This window comes from Mesorhizobium erdmanii, from assembly GCF_013170725.1.
Lineage (GTDB): Bacteria > Pseudomonadota > Alphaproteobacteria > Rhizobiales > Rhizobiaceae > Mesorhizobium > Mesorhizobium erdmanii.
In genome coordinates this window covers 6,143,514-6,164,303 of record NZ_CP033361.1, presented here as the reverse complement: position 1 = coordinate 6,164,303, position 20,790 = coordinate 6,143,514, and the positions used below count along the sequence as shown (strand labels likewise).

Below are 20,790 nucleotides of genomic sequence, written 5' to 3'. Positions count from 1 at the left end.
AGACAAACAACGAAATCATCTGCCAAGTACGTCTAGAGAAGAGATAAGGGGTGATCTGTGGCGAAACGTTCTGCCGACATTGGTTTTCATCAAGGCCAAAGAGGATATGATACCGTTGGTTCAGTTGCGACGAATATTGCTAACGGCTTCTCGATGGTAGCAGTTGGCGACCTCATCTTGTCACGGCCGCTGACCAAATACCAACATCCCGGCTTCGACCACATCGTTAAGATCCTTCGTGACGCCGATGTTACGTTCGGCAACATGGAAACCCTAATCTTGGATATCCGCTCGTTTAAGGGAAGTCCCGAGGCTGAGCACGGCGGCGCTTATCACATCAGCCTTCCGGAGATCGGACCTGATTTGAAGGCGATGGGATTTAACATCGTAGGTCGTGCGAACAACCATACGTTGGATTGGGGCCTTGAAGGCATGCGCCAGACGAGCCGGGTGCTCGATGAGAACGGGATTATACATGCGGGTGTTGGAGAGAATCTTGCACAAGCCGCCGCCAGTCGCTTTCTTGAAACCGCACGGGGTCGGGTAGCGTTGCTGTCGTTTGCTACTACGTTCGCGCCAATGTCTCGTGCGTGCGATCCCGCCGGTGAGGCACCAGGTCGACCAGGACTGAATGCCCTTCGTTTGGCGAGAAGCATAGTAGTTCCGCCGGAAATGCTCGAAAGCTTGAGGCGGATACGCAATGCGTTGCCCGAACCCGAGACGGGCCGTGAGGATCCAAACCGGGTCGTGCTCGCTGACGTGACATATGAAGCGGGCGACAAGGCCGGCTACAGCTACAAGCCCGACCCGCGTGATGTCGCCAGCATTCTACGGAACGTTCGCCGGGGCAAGCAGTTCTCTGACTTCTGCATCGTGACGAACCACGGCCACGAGCCCGGGAATTGGAGCCAGGAGACACCTGATTACGAACAGTCGTTTGCACATCGGCTCATTGATGCAGGGGCAGACACATACATCGGACACGGACCGCATTTGTTGCGAGGCATCGAGATTTATAAGGGCCGTCCCATCTTTTATAGCTTGGGCAATTTCTTTTACGATGACTTGCGGACGCCCGTGGGGGCTGACATGTTCGAGGCTTACGGCAAGGACCCACGGTTCGACACGGATGCCGAGGTAACGGTCGACGAGGAGGCAAAAGGATACCCGACGGCAGAAGGATTTGTGGAAGCGCTCTCCGCACCGATCTATTATGAGAGCGTTATCGCCGGTTGTCGCTTCGAGCAGAACGAGCTTGCCGAATTGCGACTTTACCCAATTGAGCTCGGCTACGCAAAGAGGTTTGCCAACCGGGGCCTCCCACGGATAGCCCCTCCAGCGCAAGCAAAAACCATTCTGGAGCGTCTTCAAAATCTCTCGAAGCCATTTGGGACATATATCACCATCGAGAACGACGTCGGAGTCATCAGACTGAGGCCCACCTCGCCCCGATGACCCGGCTCGGGTGCCTGAATAGCTAACTGAGCCAACAGGCGCGCACTACCGGTGACGCGGCCCGAACAGAGTCCCAGCACGTCAAGCGGCAGTGCGCCAATGCGAGCGGATATCGACCGCGCAAGTGGTGCCGACTGTGACCACACCCGTCAATCAACGCGTGTGCTGTGGCTGACTGAAGCGATTAATGGCATGTAAGATCAATATCCGTGTGGCTCGGTCTCCCGGTCGGAATCGCCTGAGCCTTGCTGCTGGCACGGTCAACTTCTTCCTCAGCTCCGACGTCACCGTAGCATCTCAAGTAACACGTCCGACACGTCAGGTCGCTCTGTCGGGTCCGCGACACAAGCTTGTCGATTCGATCTCTGGTTGGTCTCAGGCTAAATCGCTGAAAGGGATCGCAAAATTCTGTCTCTGGCCCGACCAGCCAAATTGGTATGCGGTTTGCAGCGTTGGTTGCGAGCCGGTGGAAACTGCCAACGGGCATCATATCGGCTGATATCGCAATCAATTGACGGAAAGGAACATGGCAGGACTACGTCAGATCCATTCGAGAAGGGGGCACTGCTAACCGGCAATGCCCTCCGACTCATAACGGACAACGGACCAACTTGCACCCGACCGTCCTTCTGGCTTCGTCGTGATTATCGTTCCCGTCTTAAAGCAACAATTGGACCTGTCGCAGCACGTCGAACAATTAATTCCCGTCCATTGCACCGAGAGACTGCAGTCGCTCGTCGGCGCAGTGATCCATCATCGAAGAGGAAATTTGCAAATGAGAAAGTTCGTTGCCGCCAAACTTCATTGTATCACTGTGACCGACGCGAATTTGAACTATCACGGTTCAATAACTCTGGATCCAGATCATTGCGACGAGGCGGGTATTTTTCCGATGGAATTTGTCGAGATCTGGAACAAGGCTTCAGGCGCGCGAATCAGCACGTACGTCATTTACGGCGAGCGGGGTTCTCGTTGCTGTGTGCTGAACGGAGCCGCTGCTCGCACCTGTCAGGTCGGGGATGAGATAATCGTTTGCTCCTCCGCATACATCGAGGAGCATCAGATGATAGAGATCAAGCCGCGAGTGTTGACGTTCAACCGGGACAATTCTGTCCGCGACCGCATGTTTTACGACGGTTGGATCAACGATGATGGAGCGAAGACGTTCACGGTTCGCGAGGGCTCTCCTGGCGGTAACGCCCTAGAGATCCCGAGTGGGGCCAACCGCCGATAGCTTACGGCGGACTAGGCGGTGAGGCCCGCCGTCATTGGCGTACTCGTCCGCTTAGTACCCTGATAGTCCGCCGTCATGCTCCAGCAACCACAAATCGCTGACAATGGTGCCTTCACCGCAAATCTGAGGTCAGGCATGGCTGAAAAGCTGATCAGGAAACACAGAAAGTTAGAGGCAACAGCCAATGGCAAGAAGATCTTTCATCCTCGTTGAAGGCCATGCGAGGGGTAATGGTCTGCGATACATCCAAGCGGCCCGACGTCTTGGCCTCTATCCAATTACCCTGTCGGCTGATCCAACTCAGTACGACTATCTTGCGGCGGAAAGGAGTGAGGCAATCCGGGTCGATACAGATGATCTCGATGCGCTGATCCGCGAATGTTCCCGACTGCGTGAGACCTATGATATTGCTGGCATCACAGGCTTTGCGGGCACCGACGAGTCAGTCTATGCGACAGTTGGCAAGCTCTGCCGTCATTTCGAGTTACCAGGACCGAACCCAGCATCGATTGAACGGTGCTGCGACAAATTCGATCAACGTCAACTCCTCGCGGATGCCGGCATTCCAATGCCTGCTTATCGCTTGGCAGCGGATGCGATGGAGGTAAAAAGCGCTGCCGCGGAAATCGGCCTGCCGGTGGTTCTTAAGCCGACCGTAGGCAGCGGCAGCAGCGGTGTCCGATTGTGCCGCAATCTTGATGAGGTAGCCGAACATACGACCTATCTGTTGGGCGGGAAGCACATATGGCGATCTTCGCCGAGGATACTGGTCGAAGAATTCGCACAAGGTCCCTTTTATAGCGCCGAGATAATGGGGAATGAGCTTATTGGGATTGTTCGCGTGGACTTCGGCCCCCCACCGCATTTCGTCTTTCGCGAGACGACCTGTCCGGCCCCGCTGATTGATGACGATCATGAGCGTATCGTTGATATTTCGCTGAGCAGCTTGCAGGCTCTCGGCCTTGGCTGGGGGCCAACGAACATCGAACTCCGGTGGACGAACCGTGGCCCAGTCGTCATTGAAGTCAATCCGCGTCTTGCTGGCGCGCTCGAGCCTCAACTGGTTCAGCTGGCTTACGGTGTCGATCTCGTCACCGAGCATATCAAGCTTGTCGTCGGCGAGGAATGGAACTTGCGCAAGACGCATTCGCATACTGCGGCCGCGCGATTCCTAGTTCCTGATCGCGATGGCACCCTCGATTGGATCGATGGCGGAAGTCGGGCGACTGCCATAACAGGTGTCGCCGAAGTCAAATTCTATGTTGAACCCAAGAGGCCGATCGTCAGGAAAGGTGATTTCCGAGACTGGATCGGACACGTCATCGCTGTTTCTCCCAGCTTTGCTCAGACTGAGACGATACTTCAACGCGCGGTCGATTTAATCGATTGGTCGATCACACCACTTCCGGCCCTTTGCGAATAGTGAACAATCTGCGGCCCCCACCCTCGCCAAACCAGCCTAGGTGGCGCCGAGTAAGAGGTGATCGTCGCCAGCACCAGCATAAGGCTCTTAGCGGCAATACGTCACTTCTGGCTGGCGCCACTGACCGTAGGGCGGAAAGCTTATGGTCCATCCCTCTGCTAAATGACGAACGACAGAACGCAACAGGTTGGAGCAACGAGCAGGTGGCTGTCGCAGTGAGATTCCAGTCAGCCTTCGCCGCTCCTGCGCCTTCTGCTCCATGGAGCAACATACCGCGCGGCGGGGCGTTCCTACGCCTTCGTCGGAGAGGATGATTGGCGACTTTTACAAGTCGCCGGTCAAAATACCCGCTAAAACAAGAGGAATCAGGAAACTAGACGATCGCCTTGGGGCTTGAGCGGTTGTTCGGCCAGAATTTCCCGCCGACATGTGCGACGAATTCTGGAGAGCGGCGTCGAGATCGATCTGGTTCCGTCGGTGGTTGAGGACGTTTCGAGAAGGTCCTGGGGTCGAAGGATAAGATCCACCTCGGGATAGGGTAATTTCTTAAAACGCGATGGGTTGAAGCTCAAAAATGTATTGGACGGTTAGCATCGTTTGATCCCACCCTGGTTAGGCGCGTCAGCTTGGCTTACAAAACTCGAGCATAGGCATCCTGAGACCATTTTGATGATACAGCCTCTAGTCTTCCCCCCTCCCTTTCCAGTAGAAGAATATCGTGCGCGCCTTTCGGCGCTGCGTGCCATCATGGCTAACCAGAGCGTTGACCTTCTTATTGTCAACCAGCATGAGCACATGGACTATTTCGCCGGCTACGCGCCCACGGCGGCGATGTATCAGGCCGTGCTTATCCCTATTGATGGAGAGCCATTTGCTGTGATCCGTGCCCTTGATGCTTCGGCCTTCAGCGAAGCGAGCTGGCTCAGCGATTACGTAGCATTTGGGGACAGCGAGAACCCGATTAGGATTGTAGCTAAGACGATCGTCGACCGCGGGTATGGAGCCTCCGCACTGGGTGTCGAGTACGACAGCTACTTTCTCACCGTAGATCGGGCGCGAGCCCTCAAAACCATGATGCCAGATGCAAGGTTCGTCAGCTTCTCTACCGTTATGTGGGAAATGCGGCAAATCAAATCGCCGCTTGAACTCGCCTGCCATGAAGTAGCCGCGCATATCTGCGATCGTGCTACGACGGCAGGGTTCTCCATGGCTCGGGCCGGCGTCAATGAGCGTGAGGTCTTAGCAACAATGATTGCCGAGGCGTTACGCAGTGGTGCGGACAACACGTTCCTCGTTCAGTTGGTGTCGGGCCCGCGTGCGGCATCCTACCACGGCGCGCTCGGACACCGCACGCTTGCCAAGGGGGACATCGTGCATGCAGAGCCAGTGCCGCAATTCCGCGGTTACGCTTCGCGGATGATGCGACCGAAATTGATCGGTACGCCAACCGATGAACAAATGCGGACCGCAGAAACGGTGGTCCGAATACAGGATGAGCAATTCCGCGCGATGAAGCCCGGAACGGACGCAAAGGAGGTGGACCGTATCCTGCGCGAGGGCATATTGTCTGCTAGACTGCGCGACAGCTATACAAATATCACTGGCTATACGCTCGGCCTAAAACACCCACCCCGTACCAGTGATTTCACCCGGGTCTTCCTCGCCGACAGCAATTGGAAGCTGGAGGAAAACCAGGTCTTCCATATGTATGCACCGGCAGGTGGTATGGCATTTAGCGAAACCATTGTCGTTGCAGCGGACGGCGGAAAGCGTCTGACTGGAATGCAGCGCAAGCTTTTCTACTGAGGTCGATCCATCCAGAGGTCATCGATAATCGCCACTCAGCCGATCCAGAACCTTGGAACGCGTCCGATCGCGGGGCGGCGCGGTCGATGACTGCCATGCATGCATCAATATCCGGCACTGTATAAAGGAATTAACATATGACAACAATAGGTGTTTTGTGCCTGTCGAACGACGGCGACTATATTGGCCAGAATCAGGACTTTGGTCCAGGCATTGCCGATCCATCCCGCTACACTTCCCATCCGGTACTAAGCCAAATCCCAGGAGCTTGGGCGAGCAATGTTGTTTCAGGTGATCCTGCTTGCGAAAATGGGTATATTAAGGCTGCTCAAGAGCTTGTACGGAAGGGAGCCTCCGCGATTACGTGTGACTGCGGTTTTACTGTGCGATACCAAAAAGCAATTGCGTCATCTGTATCGGTGCCAGTATCTACCTCGAGCCTGCTCCTACTCCCAACCCTGCTGTCCAGCATCCCTGCGAGCAAGAAGATAGCTGTACTCACTGCTGACTCACGGTCCCTAGATGCCGGCATTATAGCCACACTTGGTATCAATGAGCCATCGAGATTGGTTCTCGAAGGGCTGGAGGATACAGCAACCCACGCCTACATGTGGGCCGAGAAAGGCGAGATAAGTGTCGACGACGTCCTGGCCGACACCGATGACATCATCGCCCGTGTTCGAAAACATGAAAATGTCGCGGCTATTCTGTGCGAATGTACTATATTTGTGCGAGTCTCGCCCCGAATCCGGAGGGTCACAGGACTTCCAGTCTATGATGCATCACACAACGCAGGTCTCCTTATGGCTGCCCTTTGCTAAGTGTTGGCACGGGCCTTGGAGTGCAGACCAGATTACCACTACGGAACACGCTGGACTGGAAAAAATCGCAAAGTTCTGGACCATACTTCTGGCGCAGCAGTAGTTCGAATCACGTAATCTTGCAGGCTCTGAACAGTCGTCCCTGAAGAATGTTGCTGGCACCCAATGGGAGTTGTGAGCAGCCCTCGGACCACGGCGAGTCACTCCTCGAATGTTGGCCAAGCTGATCGCGGCGGGAGTGGCTTTGAGGTGGCTGCGAGCATTGCCAGGAAGAAGGCACACGATGCACTGCAGAGCATTCACTGCCTCGCCGCCTGATAGGTAGCATACCGATCCTCTCATACGCGCCTAGTCAGCTCCTTGTAACAGAACCCAGCTCTCTCATGCTCTTATCAGACCAATGTTCGGCGACGATCAGTTTTACCTGGCGCCACCTGCGCTGGTGCGAGGAGGTAAGGGGGCCGTAGGTTGCTTATTCGCCAAGAGTCGGAAGTGGAGTGATCGACCAATCGATTAAATCAACAGCACCCTGAAGTATCGCCTTGGTCTCAGCAAGAGTGGGCGAAGCGGCAATGACATGTCCGATCTTATCGCGCTCATCACCTTTCCTGACGATCGGCGTCTTGGGTTCAAAATACAATTTGACCTCGGCAACGCCTGATACCGCCGCCGCCCGACTTCCGCCATCGATCCAATCAAGGACACCATCGCGATCAGGAACTAGAATCCGCGCGGCCGCAGTATGCGAATACCTTCTGCGCAAATTCCATTCCTCCCCGACGACAAGCTTGATGTGCTCGGTGACGAGATCGACCCCGTAAGCCAGCTGGATCAGTTGAGGAGTGGGCGAGCCGGCAAGACGCGGATTGACTTCAATGACGACTGGGCCAGGCTCCGTCCACCGTAGATCGATGTTCGTTGGTCCCCAACCAAGGCCCAGAGCTTGCAAGCAGCACAACGAGATTTCGGCGATCCGCCTACGCTCATCATCCGTCAGCAGGGCCGGTTGGATGTACTCACGGCAGACGAAATGCGGCGGGGGACCGAAGTCAGCGGCGGCAATCCCAATGACCTCATTTCCCATTATATCAACGCTATAATGGATGCCTTGTGCGAATTCTTCGACGAGTATCCTTGGTGAAGACCGCCATATATGCTGCCCGCCCAATAGGTACTTCGTATGTTCGGCTACCTCATCAAGATTGCGGCACAATCGGACCCCGCTGCTGCCGATGCCAGTGGCTGGCTTAACGATCACCGGCAGGCCGATCTTCGCGGCAGAGCTTTCTACATCCGTCGCATCCGATGCTAAGTGATAAGCAGGCATTGAAACGCCGGCCTGCGCGAGGAGCTGACGTTGAGCGAATTTGTCGCAGCATCGTTCAACGGATGCTGGGTTCGGCCCCGGCAGATCGAAGTAACGGCAGAGCCTGCCGACTGTCGCATAGACTGACTCCTGGGCGCTGGTAATGCCAGCGATGTCATAGGTCGCACGCAGCTCGGAACATTCGCGGATCAATGGTTCGAGACCATCTTTTTCAACGGGGATCGCCTCAATTCCTAATGCCGCGAGATAGTCGTATAGGGCTGGATCAGCTGAGAGGGTAATTGGATGGAGATCGAGGCGCTCGGCCGCTTGGACGTATAGCGGACTATTACTTGCGCCTTCGAGCAGGATGAGAGCTCTTCTTGCCATGCCGAGTGAACCTCGCTGCGTGCTGTGCGGCGGCCCGAGGGCAAACCGGCATCCACTGTTAGCCGTGCCAGACCTCGAACTTGCGGTGAACGTACCATTGCCAGCGAACTCCGGCCGTAAAGATTCTGTAACTTTATTTGAAGGTTTTCCTTTGGTATGTACATCCGGCTTGACGCTTGCGGTTGGTACGCCCCCCGGATGGAAAGCAGCGGCCGCTGGCGGTTGCCGCTCTGGAAGACAAGATCGTCCAAGGAGCAACCGTCATGGTGCTCAATGCTATCTAATGAAGGCGACTTCTGCGGCTTCTCTTACGGGTTTCGGCCCGGGCGAGGGCCGCACGATGCGTTGGACGCCCTGTGCGTGGCGATCGACAAGCGGAGGGTGAACTGAATTTTCGACGCCGGCATCCAGAACTTTTTCCGTAGCGTCAGCCAAGATTGGCTCGTTCGTTTCCTGGAACGCAGGATCGGCGACTAGCGCATCATCCGCCTGATCCAGAAGTGATTGAAGGCGGGCATCCTCGAAGACGGGATCGTGACTGTGGATGACGGGGGAAGGGTCAGGGTCGGTGATTTCGCCGCTCCTCGTCAATGTCTACCTGCACTACGTCCTCGACCTGTCAGCGCTGGCGACATCGCGAGCCCCCGGCGACATGATCATCGTGCGCTATGCCGATGATGTGATCGTCGGTTCGAGCATGAGGGCGACGCCCGTCGTTTTCTCGATGCGATGCGCGCGAGGCTTGAGGAGTTTGCGCTGTCGCTCCATCCGGACAAGACCCGCCTGATTGAGTTTGGCCGCCTCGCGGCGGTCGACCGCAAGCAGCGCGGGCTCGGCAAACGGAGACCTCCGCCTTCCTGGGGTTCACGTTCATCTGCGGAAAATCACGAGGGCGCTTCCAGCTTAAACGGAAGACCCGCGGCGATCGCATGCGGGCGAAGCTTCAGGACATTAAGGTCGAGCTGCGAATGCACTGGCCGATCCCCAACCAGGGGAAGTGGCTGGGCCAGACCGTTGGCGGGCAGTTCGCATACTTCGCGGTTCCAACGAATGTCCGGCCGCTCACGGCGTTCAGGTATCGGGTGATCGACCTCTGGAGGCGTACGCTTCAGCGACGCAGCCAGAAGGACGGCGCTATGTCGGAACGGATCGCGCAGTTAGCCAACGACTACCTTCCCAAGCCTTGCAACCTTTATCCATGGCCTCGCGCCCGCTTCGCCGTCAAACACTCGAGGTAGGAGTCCCGTGCGGGGAAGCTGCCTGCGGGGATCTGTGCGGGGGGCGTCCAGTAATGGACGTCCCTACCGCGAAAGCGCGTTCTCATCCATCGCGCCAAAAGCTCTCGACCAATTCAAGACGCTGATCCGGCTCTGTCGCGGCTGGCCAAGGAGCTGAAGCCATACCTCAGAGGTTGGTGCGGCTACTTCTGCTTTTGCCAAACTCGCGGGCGCTTACGCACTTGGAAGCGTGGATCCGCCGATGACAACGCATGTATCTCTAGCGGCAATGGGGGAACGGCACAACCGCTTCAAGGAACTGCGCCGTCATAGCATACCAAGTGCGGAGCTGCGGTTCCCGCCGGTTCACCGAGGGGCTTCTGGCGCATGTCAGGACACCCGGCGGTCCAACGGGCCCTGGTAACCATTACTTCGAGTCCCTCGGCCTCCCGTACGGAACCGTATGCCCGGTGACGTGGGAAAAGGCGGCGCCGTGAGGCGTCACCCTATCCCGATCAATCCCAAGAATCCACACCGCCTACGGACCCATCTTCACCATTATATCGCTTCACGTACGCCAGGATCACGGTCGCTGAGGAGAGAGAAGAGCGGGGGGCGGCTATCTGAAAACGCGATGGCACCGTCCGGAACATTATATTGGCGAACTCAACGCTAAGTGGCGCATAGTTGGGCGGGCAAGCGGATCGAACTGCGTCCGCTGGTCAGCACCGCCGGAAAAAATCGAGCAAAGTGAAGTGCAGATTAAAGATGTCCTCCTTGCGCCAGGCAATGGCGCATTTTTCTATGACGATCAGGCTGCCATCAGGGTCGGCGCAACCCAGGACGGCTTCGTCTATGGCGGAGAACCGATAACGCCCGGGTTCCCGTCCATTCGTATTCCCGCATCTTCGCTCAGCGTGGGGCTCGTCCTTACCGACGGCTCCTTAGCTTGGGGCGACATGATGAACGTCCAGTACGCAGGTGCCGGCGGACGCGATCCGCTGTTTGATGCAAATCAAATCTCATATTTGACGTCGCGGATCGTGGCACCACGGCTTCTCAATGTGGATGCGTCTCGCTACCTTGAAGCCTGCGCCCAAGTCTTCGAGCCATTCGACGATAGGCGGCTACCCCTCGCTATTGAGTACGGCGTTAGCCAGGCGCTACTTCGAGTAGTGGCTCATCTTCACCGCAGGACGATGGCAGAGGTCATATGTGCTGAATTCGATCTGCCGCTGCCGGCACGCAGGGTGCCGATTTACTGCCAAAGCGGTGATGCTCGCGAAATCAATGTGGACAAGATGATTTTGAAGGGCGTGGATGTGCTTCCCCACGGCCTGATCAATTCCAGGCAGAAATTCGGCGTCGACGGCCAGGTCTTCATGGAGTTCGTGAAGTGGGTTGCTATGCGCACGCGCGAAATCGGCCGGCCGGGATACCAACCGATACTGCATTTCGATGTGTATGGCTGGATCGGATCGGAAATCGGCCTGGACCTGCAACGCATCGCGGACTTCATCTGCAGGGTCGCTGATGCTGTTCCAGGTTTTACGGTTAACATCGAGTCCCCTGCGGATTTTGGCTCCACCCAAGCCCAAATTGACAATTATGCTCAGATTGTATCGATTTTGGATAGCCGGGGTTCCAAGGCTCGCATCGTCGTGGACGAGAGGTGCAACACACTTGCGGATATTCGGCTCTTTGCCGAAGCGAACGCCGCGCATCTGGTGCAAATCAAGACGCCAGACGTCGGCTCAATCGCCGATACGGCGCGCGCAGTTCTCATCTGCAAGGCGAACAAGGTAGGGGCGTATGTCGGGGGAAGCTGTACCGAGACGGATCTCTCCGCCCAAGCTTCAGTCCACGTTTCGGTAGCGACCCAGGCCGACATGATGCTCGCAAAGCCCGGAATGGGTGTCGACGAGGGCTTCTCTATCGTTGGGAACGAACAGAGCCGGCTGTTCGCGATGCTGAACCGTCGTCGGGCTGATGTCGAACAAGTTGGATGAAAAGCGGTGTATCGCCATGCAGAACTGCCTTGAGGGGATCACCGTCGTTGCCGTGGAGCAGGCCGTTGCTGCACCTTACGCGTCGTCTCGCCTTGCGGACGCTGGCGCCCGAGTAGTCAAGGTCGAAAGGCCCGAAGGGGACTTTGCCCGGAGCTATGACAAATTGGTGCGGGGGCAAAGCGCTTACTTCGTCTGGCTTAATCGAGGTAAGGAATCGGTTTGCCTGGATCTGAGATCGGAGGCGGACCGTGATGTCCTGGAAACGCTAATCGCCGGTGCTGACGTCTTCATTCAGAACCTGAAGCCGGGCAGCATCGAAAAACTGGGTTTCGGGTCTGCTGATCTCCGTCGACGCTTTCCGCGGCTGATCACCTGCGACATCTCCGGTTTCGGGGAGGAGGGGCCGTTTTCCCATCTGAAGGCTTACGATCTTATCGTACAAGCCGAGACAGGTTTGTGTGCGATCACGGGAACGCAACACGGGCCGGCGCGGGTGGGAGTGTCGGTTTGCGACATTTCGGCAGGCATGACGGCCCATAGCGCCATTCTTCAGGCTCTGTTCCATCGGGAGCGGACAGGTGAGGGTGCCCGGATACAAGTTTCGCTATTCGATGCTGTGGCCGATTGGATGAACGTACCGGTTCTGCAGCATGACCATAGCAGCTACGAGACGGTGCGCGCCGGCGTGAATCACCCGTCGCTGTCCCCCTACGGTGCCTACCGTTGCGCCGATGACAAGGACGTCGTCTTCTCCGTTCAGAATGACCGGGAATGGGTGAACTTCTGCGACAAATTCCTCAAGCAGCCCGAGCTTACGCGCGAGCCCGGGTTTGCCGATAATATGGAGCGGCTCGGTAGCCGTGCTCGCCTCAATGAGATTATCGAACGGCGTTTTTCCGAACTATCCAGCGAGGAAGCGATGCAAGAGCTTGAGGCGACTGGCCTGGCATACGGTCGTTTGAATGAGATTTCGGCTGTTTCACAGCATCCGCATGTTCGCAGAGTGCAGGTCCGCACACCTGAAGGGATTGTCGAGGCTATAGCGCCTGCGGCGATTTTCAACTCCGAGAGACCCTCGTTGCGCCCTGTCCCAGCACTTGGCGCACATACGGAGGCTGTCCGCGAGGAGGTCCGAGCGCGCTTACGCCTAAGGGCTGCGTCCGCGTGAAGACACCGACGTCCCTATGCGCCGACGCGCTCACAATTGACGAAACCATCGCTACTATTGGCCTGGTCGGTTCAATTGGCCCTAAGGAAGGTCGCTTCACTGCCAAAGCACCCACGCAAATGGAGAGAAGGAGCGTCCTCGTGAGCAGGGACACCGTTCCAGTCGTCCACAGCGCGAGCTCCATTCCTCGATGGAGATCCCTGCTTTTTGTCCCCGCCCACGTCTCCCGGTTCGTGGAGACAGCGTATGACCGCGGTGCAGATGCCGTCATACTCGACCTCGAGGACTCTGTTCCCCAGGATCAGAAGGGCGAGGCACGGCGGCAGCTCCCAGAATCCGTGACAAAAGTGGGTCGTAACGGCGCGTCGGTTTTGATCCGCGTGAACCGTGGCCTGCGCGCGCTGGCTGCCGACCTTGAAGCAGCGGTCGTCCCAGGCGTCAATGCGCTTGTCCTTCCCAAGGTGGAGTCGGCCGAGTGGGTGATGGAAGTCGCGGATGCCGTGACGGAACTTGAGCACGAAAGGTATCTTGACGCGGGAAGCGTTCGTTTCGTTGCCCAGATCGAAACACCGGGTGCATTGACGAGACTCGCGGCAATAGCTTCGGCCCATCCACGGATGGCTGCGATGGCGCTTGGCCCGGAAGATTTCAGCGCGGCCGTGGGCGGGACACCTGGTCCGGAGCTCCTTCTAGGACCGAATCTTTCGGTCTTGTTCGCCGCCCGCGCGAGAGGTCTGCTGCCTCTGGGATTCGTTGGAAGTATCGGGGAGTTCTCGGACACGCAGAAGTTCCGCGATGTCGTCATGCAGGCAAGGCGGCTCGGTTTCGTCGGAGCGTTGGCGATTCATCCGACACAAGTTGCCATCCTGAATGAAGCCTTTTCGCCTAGCGCAGAGGAGCTCGAGTGGGCCCGGCGCGTGCTCGTGGCCGAAACGGATGCTGGGGCAGAGGGTAGAGGTGCTTTCGCCTTGGACGGAAAGATGGTCGATGCCCCGGTTGTCAGGAGGGCCCGTGAAATCATTGCCATGGGTCCGAAAGCCGAGTTGGGCGTTTGAGCGGCTGATTTGGACCAGACTGGGACGACGACACCAAGGTGCTCCACTTGCCTCGGCCGTGGATTGCCACCGCGATTGCTGCAGCGCGGCACAATTATTGCTTTCGCGCCATCGCTTTTCGAGATAGATAGGGAGGAAGCTGGGGAAGTGCCTCAGTTGGGCTCTTCAAGTCATGGAAATTAGGCAGTTAAAATACTTCGTCGGCGTAGTCGAAGCAGGCAGCTTCACGAAGGCCGCTGCGTTCCTCAATATCGCTCAGAGCGCGCTGAGCCTGCATGTGCGTCAGCTGGAGGAAGGCTTCGGCACCCAGCTGCTAATACGCGACAGGACCGGCGTGAGCGTGACAGCGTCAGGAGCCAAACTGCTTGAGCGAGCGCGGGCGATTCTCAAGGAAATTCGACTCACCGAGGCGGAATTGACCAACACAGCTGCTTCCCCTGCTGGGGAGGTGACCATTGGCATTCCCTCTGGAGCCGCTCGCGTCCTGAGCGGCCCCCTGCTTGAATCAGTGAGAACCGAACTGCCGAGGGTCTCCCTCAAGATGATCGAGGGTATGACAGGACCGCTCGAGGAGTGGATGGCTGCCGGACGCTTCAATCTGGCAGTTCTCTACCGCACCGCGGACAGTGTTGGGCGAATGACAGTCCTGGCGCGCGAAGAACTTTGTCTGGTGGTGCCGTCAGGTGAACCGCCTTTCGAAGACTCGATATCTCTGGCGGATCTGCACGCGTTTCCGCTGGCCGTTCCCATGCGCAATAACAACGTCAGACGTTCGGTGGCTGACGTCGTAGCACAACACGGTTGCGCGCTGGACGTTAAGTTTGAAGTGGACTCCCTCTCCACGATTATCAACATGGTCGTGGAGGGAAAGGCACATTCTATTCTCGCTCCGTCGGCCGTTCAGAAAGAAGCTTCCCAAGGGCTGGTCCGGACGGTCAAGATCATCGATCCGGTGATTACCCGCTCCGTCGTGCTTGCTGTAAATCCGAAAGATGAGCGTTCTGCGGCCGTCTCCGCGGTCCGCAAGCTTATTCCGAAGGTTGCCAGAGAATTGATTGAGAGCCGGGGCTGGGCAGCCGCGGCTCCTGACGCGGTCTGATAACTCTTCGACCTATCTGGCAACGCTATGTCCTCTTGCGGCCACAAGGATCAGATCGATCTGGATTCCAGATGGATTTCGGCAATATTCGATATTTGACCCACCGCGACCATCGCGATGAAACTGGCTGAAGCGAGTTCAGCGGTTTCGATATCGAAAGCGGTGCTCGTATGGCCAGAATTCACACGAGCGGAGCACGCGATGTCCGACGCCAGGAGCCACGAACTCTTCATCAACGGCAAATGGCGGGCCGGTGGTAGCAGAGCCACATTGCCGGTGATTAATCCGGCAACGGAGAAGGTATTTGCCTCGGTCGCCTCTGCGACGGTGTCGGATCTGGATGAGGCCCTCGCTTCGGCGGAATGGAGCCGCAAGGCGTGGTCCTCGCGGCCTGCAAAAAAACGTGGCGAGATCCTGGTAGCAGCCGCAAGAATCTTAGCAACAAAGATTGAAGCAGCAGCCAGGGACCTCTCGGCTGAACAGGGAAAGACGATTGCCGAAGCGACAGGTGAGTACACGCGCGCCGTCGAAACGCTGGAATGGAACGGCAGACACGCCGAAGAGCTGTCGGCCCCGATTCCGATGGGCCCGAACCGGATGATCGTCCCGGAGCCCCTAGGTGTCGTTGCTGCCTTTACGCCATGGAACTATCCGGCCGTTCTCATCGCCCGCAAGCTTGCCCCCGCGCTGGCGGCAGGCTGCCCGGTGATCCTCAAAGGGGCTGAAGAGACCCCGAGCGTGGCGATCCATATCGTTAAATCGCTGCGCCAAGCAGGAATCCCAGAGGGCGTGGTGAATCTGGTGTTTGGTGTGCCGGTCCATATATCGCGGCATCTGCTCAGTTCGCCAATCGTGAAGGTCTTGACTTTCACAGGTTCAACAGCAGTTGGAAAACAGCTGGCCGCGCTCGCCGCGAAAAATTTGCAGCGTTGTATCCTTGAACTGGGTGGACACTCGCCGGTTATTGTATGCAAGGATGCCGACCTGACAAAGGCCATACCGGCTATTTCGGAATACAAGTTCGAGTGTGCGGGCCAGAGCTGCAATGCGCCCAGCAGGATTCTCGTGGCTCGGCCTCTCTACGGTGAATTCCTGTCCCGGATGACCGAAGCGGTCCGCAAGATCAAGATAGGCCAACCGGACGACCCTGCAACGGAGATGGGACCGATGGCGAACGCGCGGCGAATTGAGGCCATGCGGTGCCTGACCAAGGATGCATTCGATCGTGGCGCCCGCATCGAGACCGGTGGAACCCGCCTCGACAGACCGGGCTTTTACTGGCCGCCAACCATCCTGACGGGCGTGCCAAAGGATGCCAGAGTGCTTCATGAAGAGCCGTTCGGACCGATCCTCACCGTGGCGCCGTTCAACACGATCGAAGAGGCGGTCGAGGAAGCCAACGCCACTGATTATGGCTTGGCCGCTTACTTTTTCACCGACGCTGCCGATACGCAACGAAAGCTGACCAACAGTCTTTCAGCAGGCGCTGTCAGTGTGAATTACCTGAAAGGGGTTTCCGCGGACGCGCCGTATGGAGGCGTCAAACAGAGCGGCTATGGATATGAAGGAGGCGAGCAGGGGGTGCGGAGCTTCCAGATCCTGAAAATGGTCAACGGCCTCAGCTCATTTGGATGAAATCCGTTGGGAAATAGAACACGGACCATTGCCGGCAAGGACATCACAAGGAGCGTGGCCGACGCCCTTCAGTACATCTCGTACTACCATCCTCCAGATTATATCCGCTCTCTTTCGAAGGCATATGTGCGCGAACAGAGTCCGGCGGCAAAGAACGCAATAGGGCAGATTCTGCTGAACTCCCGCATGGCGGCCTTCGGGCGGCGTCCGATCTGCCAGGACACCGGCCTCGTGGTGGTCTTCGCAAAGGTCGGCATGGACGCCCGCATCAAATCAACGGTCAGTTTCGCAGACCTCGTGAATGAGGGCGTCCGTCAGGCATATCTCGATCCTGACAATCCCCTTCGGGCATCGATCGTTGCCGATCCGCTCGCCGGACGGGTCAACACCCGTGACAACACGCCGGCGGTCGTCCACGTCGACCTTGTGCAAGGTAACCAGATCGAGATCACCATTGCCGCAAAAGGCGGCGGGTCAGAGAACAAGGCGCGCTTTGCCACCTTGAACCCCAGCGGGTCAGTTTCCGACTGGGTGGTTGACACAGTCTCGACGCTTGGAAGTGGGTGGTGTCCACCTGGCCTAATCTCCGTTGGCATCGGTGGTAGCGCTGAAAAGGCGATGCTGCTGGCCAAGGAGGCTATGAACCAGCCCATCGATATGGCGGAATTGATCGCCAGGGGGCCATCAAGTGCGGAGGAGGCACTGCGGGTCGAGCTTTATGAACGAATTAATGCCCTCGGCATCGGCGCTCAGGGCCTAGGCGGCCTGACGACAGTCGTTGACGTCAAGGTTGCGACTTATCCTACCCATGCGGCGTCCAAGCCCGTGGCGCTCATTCCGCAATGCGCCGCCAACCGGCACCTGAAGTTTACCTTGGAGGGCTCTGGACCCATCAGGCTTCAGCCGCCCGACTTGAGCGAATGGCCCAATATCGGAACCGACGAATTGAGTCCAGCCGGCGTACGAAGAGTCAACCTCGATGCGTTGACCAAGGAAGAGACGACATCATGGCGCTGCGGAGAAACGCTTCTTCTGTCCGGAAAGATGCTGACAGGCCGTGATGCCGCTCACAAGCGAATGGTTGAGTTGATCGACGCCGGGAAGCCGCTTCCGTTCGATCTGAAAGGACGCGTCATCTACTACGTTGGACCCGTCCGCGCCGTGAGAGATGAGGTCGTCGGACCGGCCGGCCCAACAACCTCCAGCCGCTTGGACGATTTTACGGACAAGGTGCTCGCCGAAACCGGGCTTTTCGCGATGGTGGGCAAAGCGGAGAGGGGACGAGCTGCCATCGAGTCGATTGTAAGACACAAAGCGCCGTATCTCATCGCAGTGGGTGGGGCTGCCTACCTGATATCAAAATCGATCAAATCAGCGCGGCTCATTGCCTTCGAAGACCTGGGCATGGAAGCGGTCTATGAATTCGCAGTGCAGGATATGCCTGTCATCATGGCTGTGGATGTTGAGGGAAACTCCATTCATAATTCCGGGCCTCTTGAGTGGCGTAAGCGCATGGCTGCGGACAGCATCGCACGCAACATCGGCGTTTGAGCCTTCCTACCAAGCTCGGTTGGTCGGCGTCAATTCCATTGTCGACAACGGCTTAAGAGTACAAAGTCATGAAGTCGAAACCCAATCCTGCGCGCCTGGACCCTTGGGACTTCCGGATTCTCTCAGAGATTCAGGCAGACGGCCGGATTTCAAAAAGCGAGCTTGCAAAACGCGTTCATCTTTCGGCGTCGGCTTGCTCGGAGCGGCTCCGTGCACTCGAGGTCGCAGGGATTATTGAGGGGTTCTATGCGCGGCTGAGTCCGGCCCTCATCGGCGGCATGGTCTTTGTCATGGTGGAGGTCGTGCTGGAACGTCATCGCCTCGAGGACCAAAGACACTTCGAGACTGCGATCCAAGAATTTCCGGAAATCCTGGATTGCTGGGCTATCGGCGGGCGGATCGATTATCTGATGCGCGTCGCATCTCCTTCTATGGCTGCGTATCAGGGTTTCATGGAGGGACTGCTGCAGGCAGGCTTGGGGATCGATCAATATTACAGTCTTGTCGTGACCAAGCCAATCAAGTCCAATTCTCCAATCCCCTTGTCCGCACTAAGGCGACGGTAAACGCCGACGCCTTCGTTTCCACGGCTTTTGGTCCCGATTCCGCGAATTCGTCGGCGAAGGACGTGCATTCCCGCGAAACTGGAGAGGCGTTTGCGGTATGCTAATTGCTAAGGAGGCGGCCGGCCGAGTGCCCTCCGCCAATCCATCGCGAGGAGAGGGACTATGCGATTGAGTAATCTGGGAACCGAGCAACTCAGAGAGAAGGATCGAAGCTTCGTCTTTCATCCGTCTACGCATCTGGCCAAGCACAGCCGAGGCGAGACCCCAAATCGGATCATGGCCGGTGCGGAAGGCGTGTACATCTGGGATACCGAAGGCCGAAAGAGCCTCGACGGTTTCGGTGGGCTCTACTGCGTCAATATGGGATATGGCTGCACGGAAATTGCCGAGGCCATTGCCCGGCAAGCCCACGAATTGCCGTTCGCCCATGTCTATGCAAGTCAAGGAACAGAGCCAGTCGCCCTCTTGGCAGAGGCCGTGGTCGAGTATTTTGGTCAGAACATGCGAAGGGTCTTTTTCGGCCTCTCAGGTTCCGATGCCAACGAAACCAACATCAAGCTGGTCTGGTACTACAACAACATTCTGGGCCGCCCCGAAAAAAAGAAGATCATCTCGCGACATCGCGGCTATCACGGGTCTGGGCTGGTCACCGGGAGCCTGACGGGCCTTGCCTTCTTCCATAATTTCTTCGACCTGCCGTTGGATCTGGTGCGCCATACCACGACGCCGCACCACTATCGCCAGGCGCATGACGGCGAAAGTGAGCAAGCGTTCTCGGAGCGCTGCGCGGATGAACTTGAAGCCCTTATCCTCGCTGAAGGCCCGGAGACCGTTGCAGCTTTTATCGGAGAGCCCGTGCTTGGGACAGGCGGTATCGTTCCGCCCCCAAAAGGATACTGGACCGCTATCCATGGCGTGCTCGACAAGTACGATATCCTCCTCATCGCCGACGAAGTGGTCTGCGGGTTTGGACGAACCGGCGAGAAATTCGGTTCCCACCTCTATGGCATGCGGCCGGACTTCGTGACCATCGCCAAGGGTTTGAGTTCCGCCTACCTGCCCATCTCCGGGTCAATCATTGGCGACCGCGTCTGGTCGGTCTTGGAACAAGGAACAGAGAAGCACGGCGCCCTCGGTCATGGCTGGACATATTCGGGTCACACGCTTTGCGCTGCGGCCGCGCTCGCCAATATTCGACTCCTAAAGGAAAGAAATATCTTGGAGCATGTCCGCGATGTCGGACCGTATTGGCATACGCGCATGAATGCCGAACTGGCGGGACACCCCATCGTCGGCGAGGTTCGTGGTGTCGGAATCCTCTCCGCCGTAGAGCTGATGAGAGACCCAAAGCAGAGAATACCGTTTGAACCCGATCTTCAGGTCGGCGTTCGCACCGCCGCTGCTCTGTTCGAGAACGGTGTCATCGGCCGCGCAATGCCGCATGGCGATATCCTCGGCTTTGCCCCACCTTTGATAATCACCCGGAAGGAGATCGACATAATCGTCGACGCAACCGCGAAATCAGTCGAGACAACCTATCGCGCGCTGAAGGCTGAGAGTGCGATATGAACAGAGCCCACGCGAACGAGCCCCGGGTTCGACGACATCCCGGTAACCAACGTGGTGTTCCCTGGGGTGAACTTTCCCACGGACCAGACGCTTTGACGTCAGGCCGTCGTTAGGACTGGTCGCCCATTGGCGTCCCATTGGTGAAGACGGGTTGACAGCACATTTCGCGCCGAGCCGACCGAAACTGCTAAACTTCAAGCCGTCAGATTCTAAGCATGCTTCGGATAACATCGATCGCAAGCGAAAACCAAACCAGTTCTGCCGCCGCTGTCCTGTTGCCCAACGACCAGGGCGTTTGTGCGGCGCGCCCTGCCGGTGTACCTCCCCGCCGGCAGGGCGCCTTTTTTGACGCGCTGGATCAGGGTGATTGTCGCGCGCCCGCAATCGAGAGTTCGAGAAGGAGGTCAGCAGCATGTCCGGATGGCACATCGAGCTTCGATATTTCTATTACACCATGGCAACCACCCGACAATCGCAGCTTCCGAC

Annotated in this window: 14 protein-coding genes; 13 read left to right on the top strand and 1 reads right to left on the bottom strand. The window is 57.4% G+C overall.

Translation table 11 applies throughout. From position 1 onward, the window contains the following. Positions 1–57: 57 nt before the first annotated feature. From EB233_RS29630 to EB233_RS29615, 4 genes are all read left to right on the top strand, one after another. A complete protein-coding gene (locus EB233_RS29630; RefSeq protein ID WP_064987247.1) occupies positions 58–1,455 on the top strand; it encodes a CapA family protein in 1,398 nt (465 codons plus the stop codon). Positions 1,456–2,230: 775 nt separating this feature from the next. Continuing rightward, positions 2,231–2,689: an aspartate 1-decarboxylase gene (gene panD / locus EB233_RS29625; RefSeq protein ID WP_064987246.1), complete on the top strand. Its 459-nt coding sequence runs from the start codon at positions 2,231–2,233 to the stop codon at positions 2,687–2,689. 184 nt (positions 2,690–2,873) lie between these two features. After that, positions 2,874–4,112, top strand: a complete 1,239-nt coding sequence (locus EB233_RS29620) for an ATP-grasp domain-containing protein (RefSeq protein ID WP_171892272.1) — start codon at positions 2,874–2,876, stop codon at positions 4,110–4,112. Between the two features lie 669 nt (positions 4,113–4,781). Continuing rightward, positions 4,782–5,918, top strand: a complete 1,137-nt coding sequence (locus EB233_RS29615; RefSeq protein ID WP_064987281.1) for a M24 family metallopeptidase — start codon at positions 4,782–4,784, stop codon at positions 5,916–5,918. A gap of 1,293 nt (positions 5,919–7,211) precedes the next feature. Here EB233_RS29615 and EB233_RS29610 read toward each other — a convergent pair. Then, on the bottom strand, positions 7,212–8,435 hold the full coding sequence (locus tag EB233_RS29610; RefSeq protein ID WP_064987282.1) for an ATP-grasp domain-containing protein: 1,224 nt from the start codon (positions 8,433–8,435) through the stop codon (positions 7,212–7,214). Positions 8,436–9,757: 1,322 nt separating this feature from the next. Here EB233_RS29610 and EB233_RS32380 point away from each other — a divergent pair. The 9 genes from EB233_RS32380 (at position 9,758) to EB233_RS29565 (ending at position 20,304) form a co-directional block, all read left to right on the top strand. Beyond that, positions 9,758–9,985 (top strand): group II intron maturase-specific domain-containing protein, encoded by a 228-nt coding sequence (locus EB233_RS32380; RefSeq protein WP_081288679.1) that lies wholly within the window; start codon positions 9,758–9,760, stop codon positions 9,983–9,985. Between the two features lie 422 nt (positions 9,986–10,407). Continuing rightward, positions 10,408–11,661, top strand: a complete 1,254-nt coding sequence (locus EB233_RS29600; RefSeq protein ID WP_064987283.1) for a methylaspartate ammonia-lyase — start codon at positions 10,408–10,410, stop codon at positions 11,659–11,661. A gap of 16 nt (positions 11,662–11,677) precedes the next feature. Then, positions 11,678–12,829 carry a CaiB/BaiF CoA transferase family protein gene (locus EB233_RS29595; RefSeq protein ID WP_064987284.1) on the top strand — a complete coding sequence of 384 codons (1,152 nt, stop codon included), beginning with the start codon at positions 11,678–11,680 and terminating at the stop codon, positions 12,827–12,829. A gap of 140 nt (positions 12,830–12,969) precedes the next feature. Further along, entirely contained in the window at positions 12,970–13,884 is a 915-nt protein-coding gene (locus tag EB233_RS29590) for an HpcH/HpaI aldolase/citrate lyase family protein (protein ID WP_244277768.1), read from the top strand. Between the two features lie 172 nt (positions 13,885–14,056). Next, a complete protein-coding gene (locus EB233_RS29585; RefSeq protein WP_064987286.1) occupies positions 14,057–14,983 on the top strand; it encodes a LysR family transcriptional regulator in 927 nt (308 codons plus the stop codon). Between the two features lie 201 nt (positions 14,984–15,184). After that, positions 15,185–16,618: an NAD-dependent succinate-semialdehyde dehydrogenase gene (locus EB233_RS29580; RefSeq protein WP_064987287.1), complete on the top strand. Its 1,434-nt coding sequence runs from the start codon at positions 15,185–15,187 to the stop codon at positions 16,616–16,618. A 6-nt stretch (positions 16,619–16,624) separates the two neighbouring features. Next, positions 16,625–18,169, top strand: a complete 1,545-nt coding sequence (locus tag EB233_RS29575) for a fumarate hydratase (RefSeq protein ID WP_064987288.1) — start codon at positions 16,625–16,627, stop codon at positions 18,167–18,169. Positions 18,170–18,237: 68 nt separating this feature from the next. Further along, positions 18,238–18,735: an Lrp/AsnC family transcriptional regulator gene (locus EB233_RS29570; RefSeq protein ID WP_064987289.1), complete on the top strand. Its 498-nt coding sequence runs from the start codon at positions 18,238–18,240 to the stop codon at positions 18,733–18,735. Between the two features lie 162 nt (positions 18,736–18,897). Beyond that, on the top strand, positions 18,898–20,304 hold the full coding sequence (locus EB233_RS29565; protein WP_064987290.1) for an aminotransferase: 1,407 nt from the start codon (positions 18,898–18,900) through the stop codon (positions 20,302–20,304). Positions 20,305–20,790 lie beyond the last annotated feature (486 nt).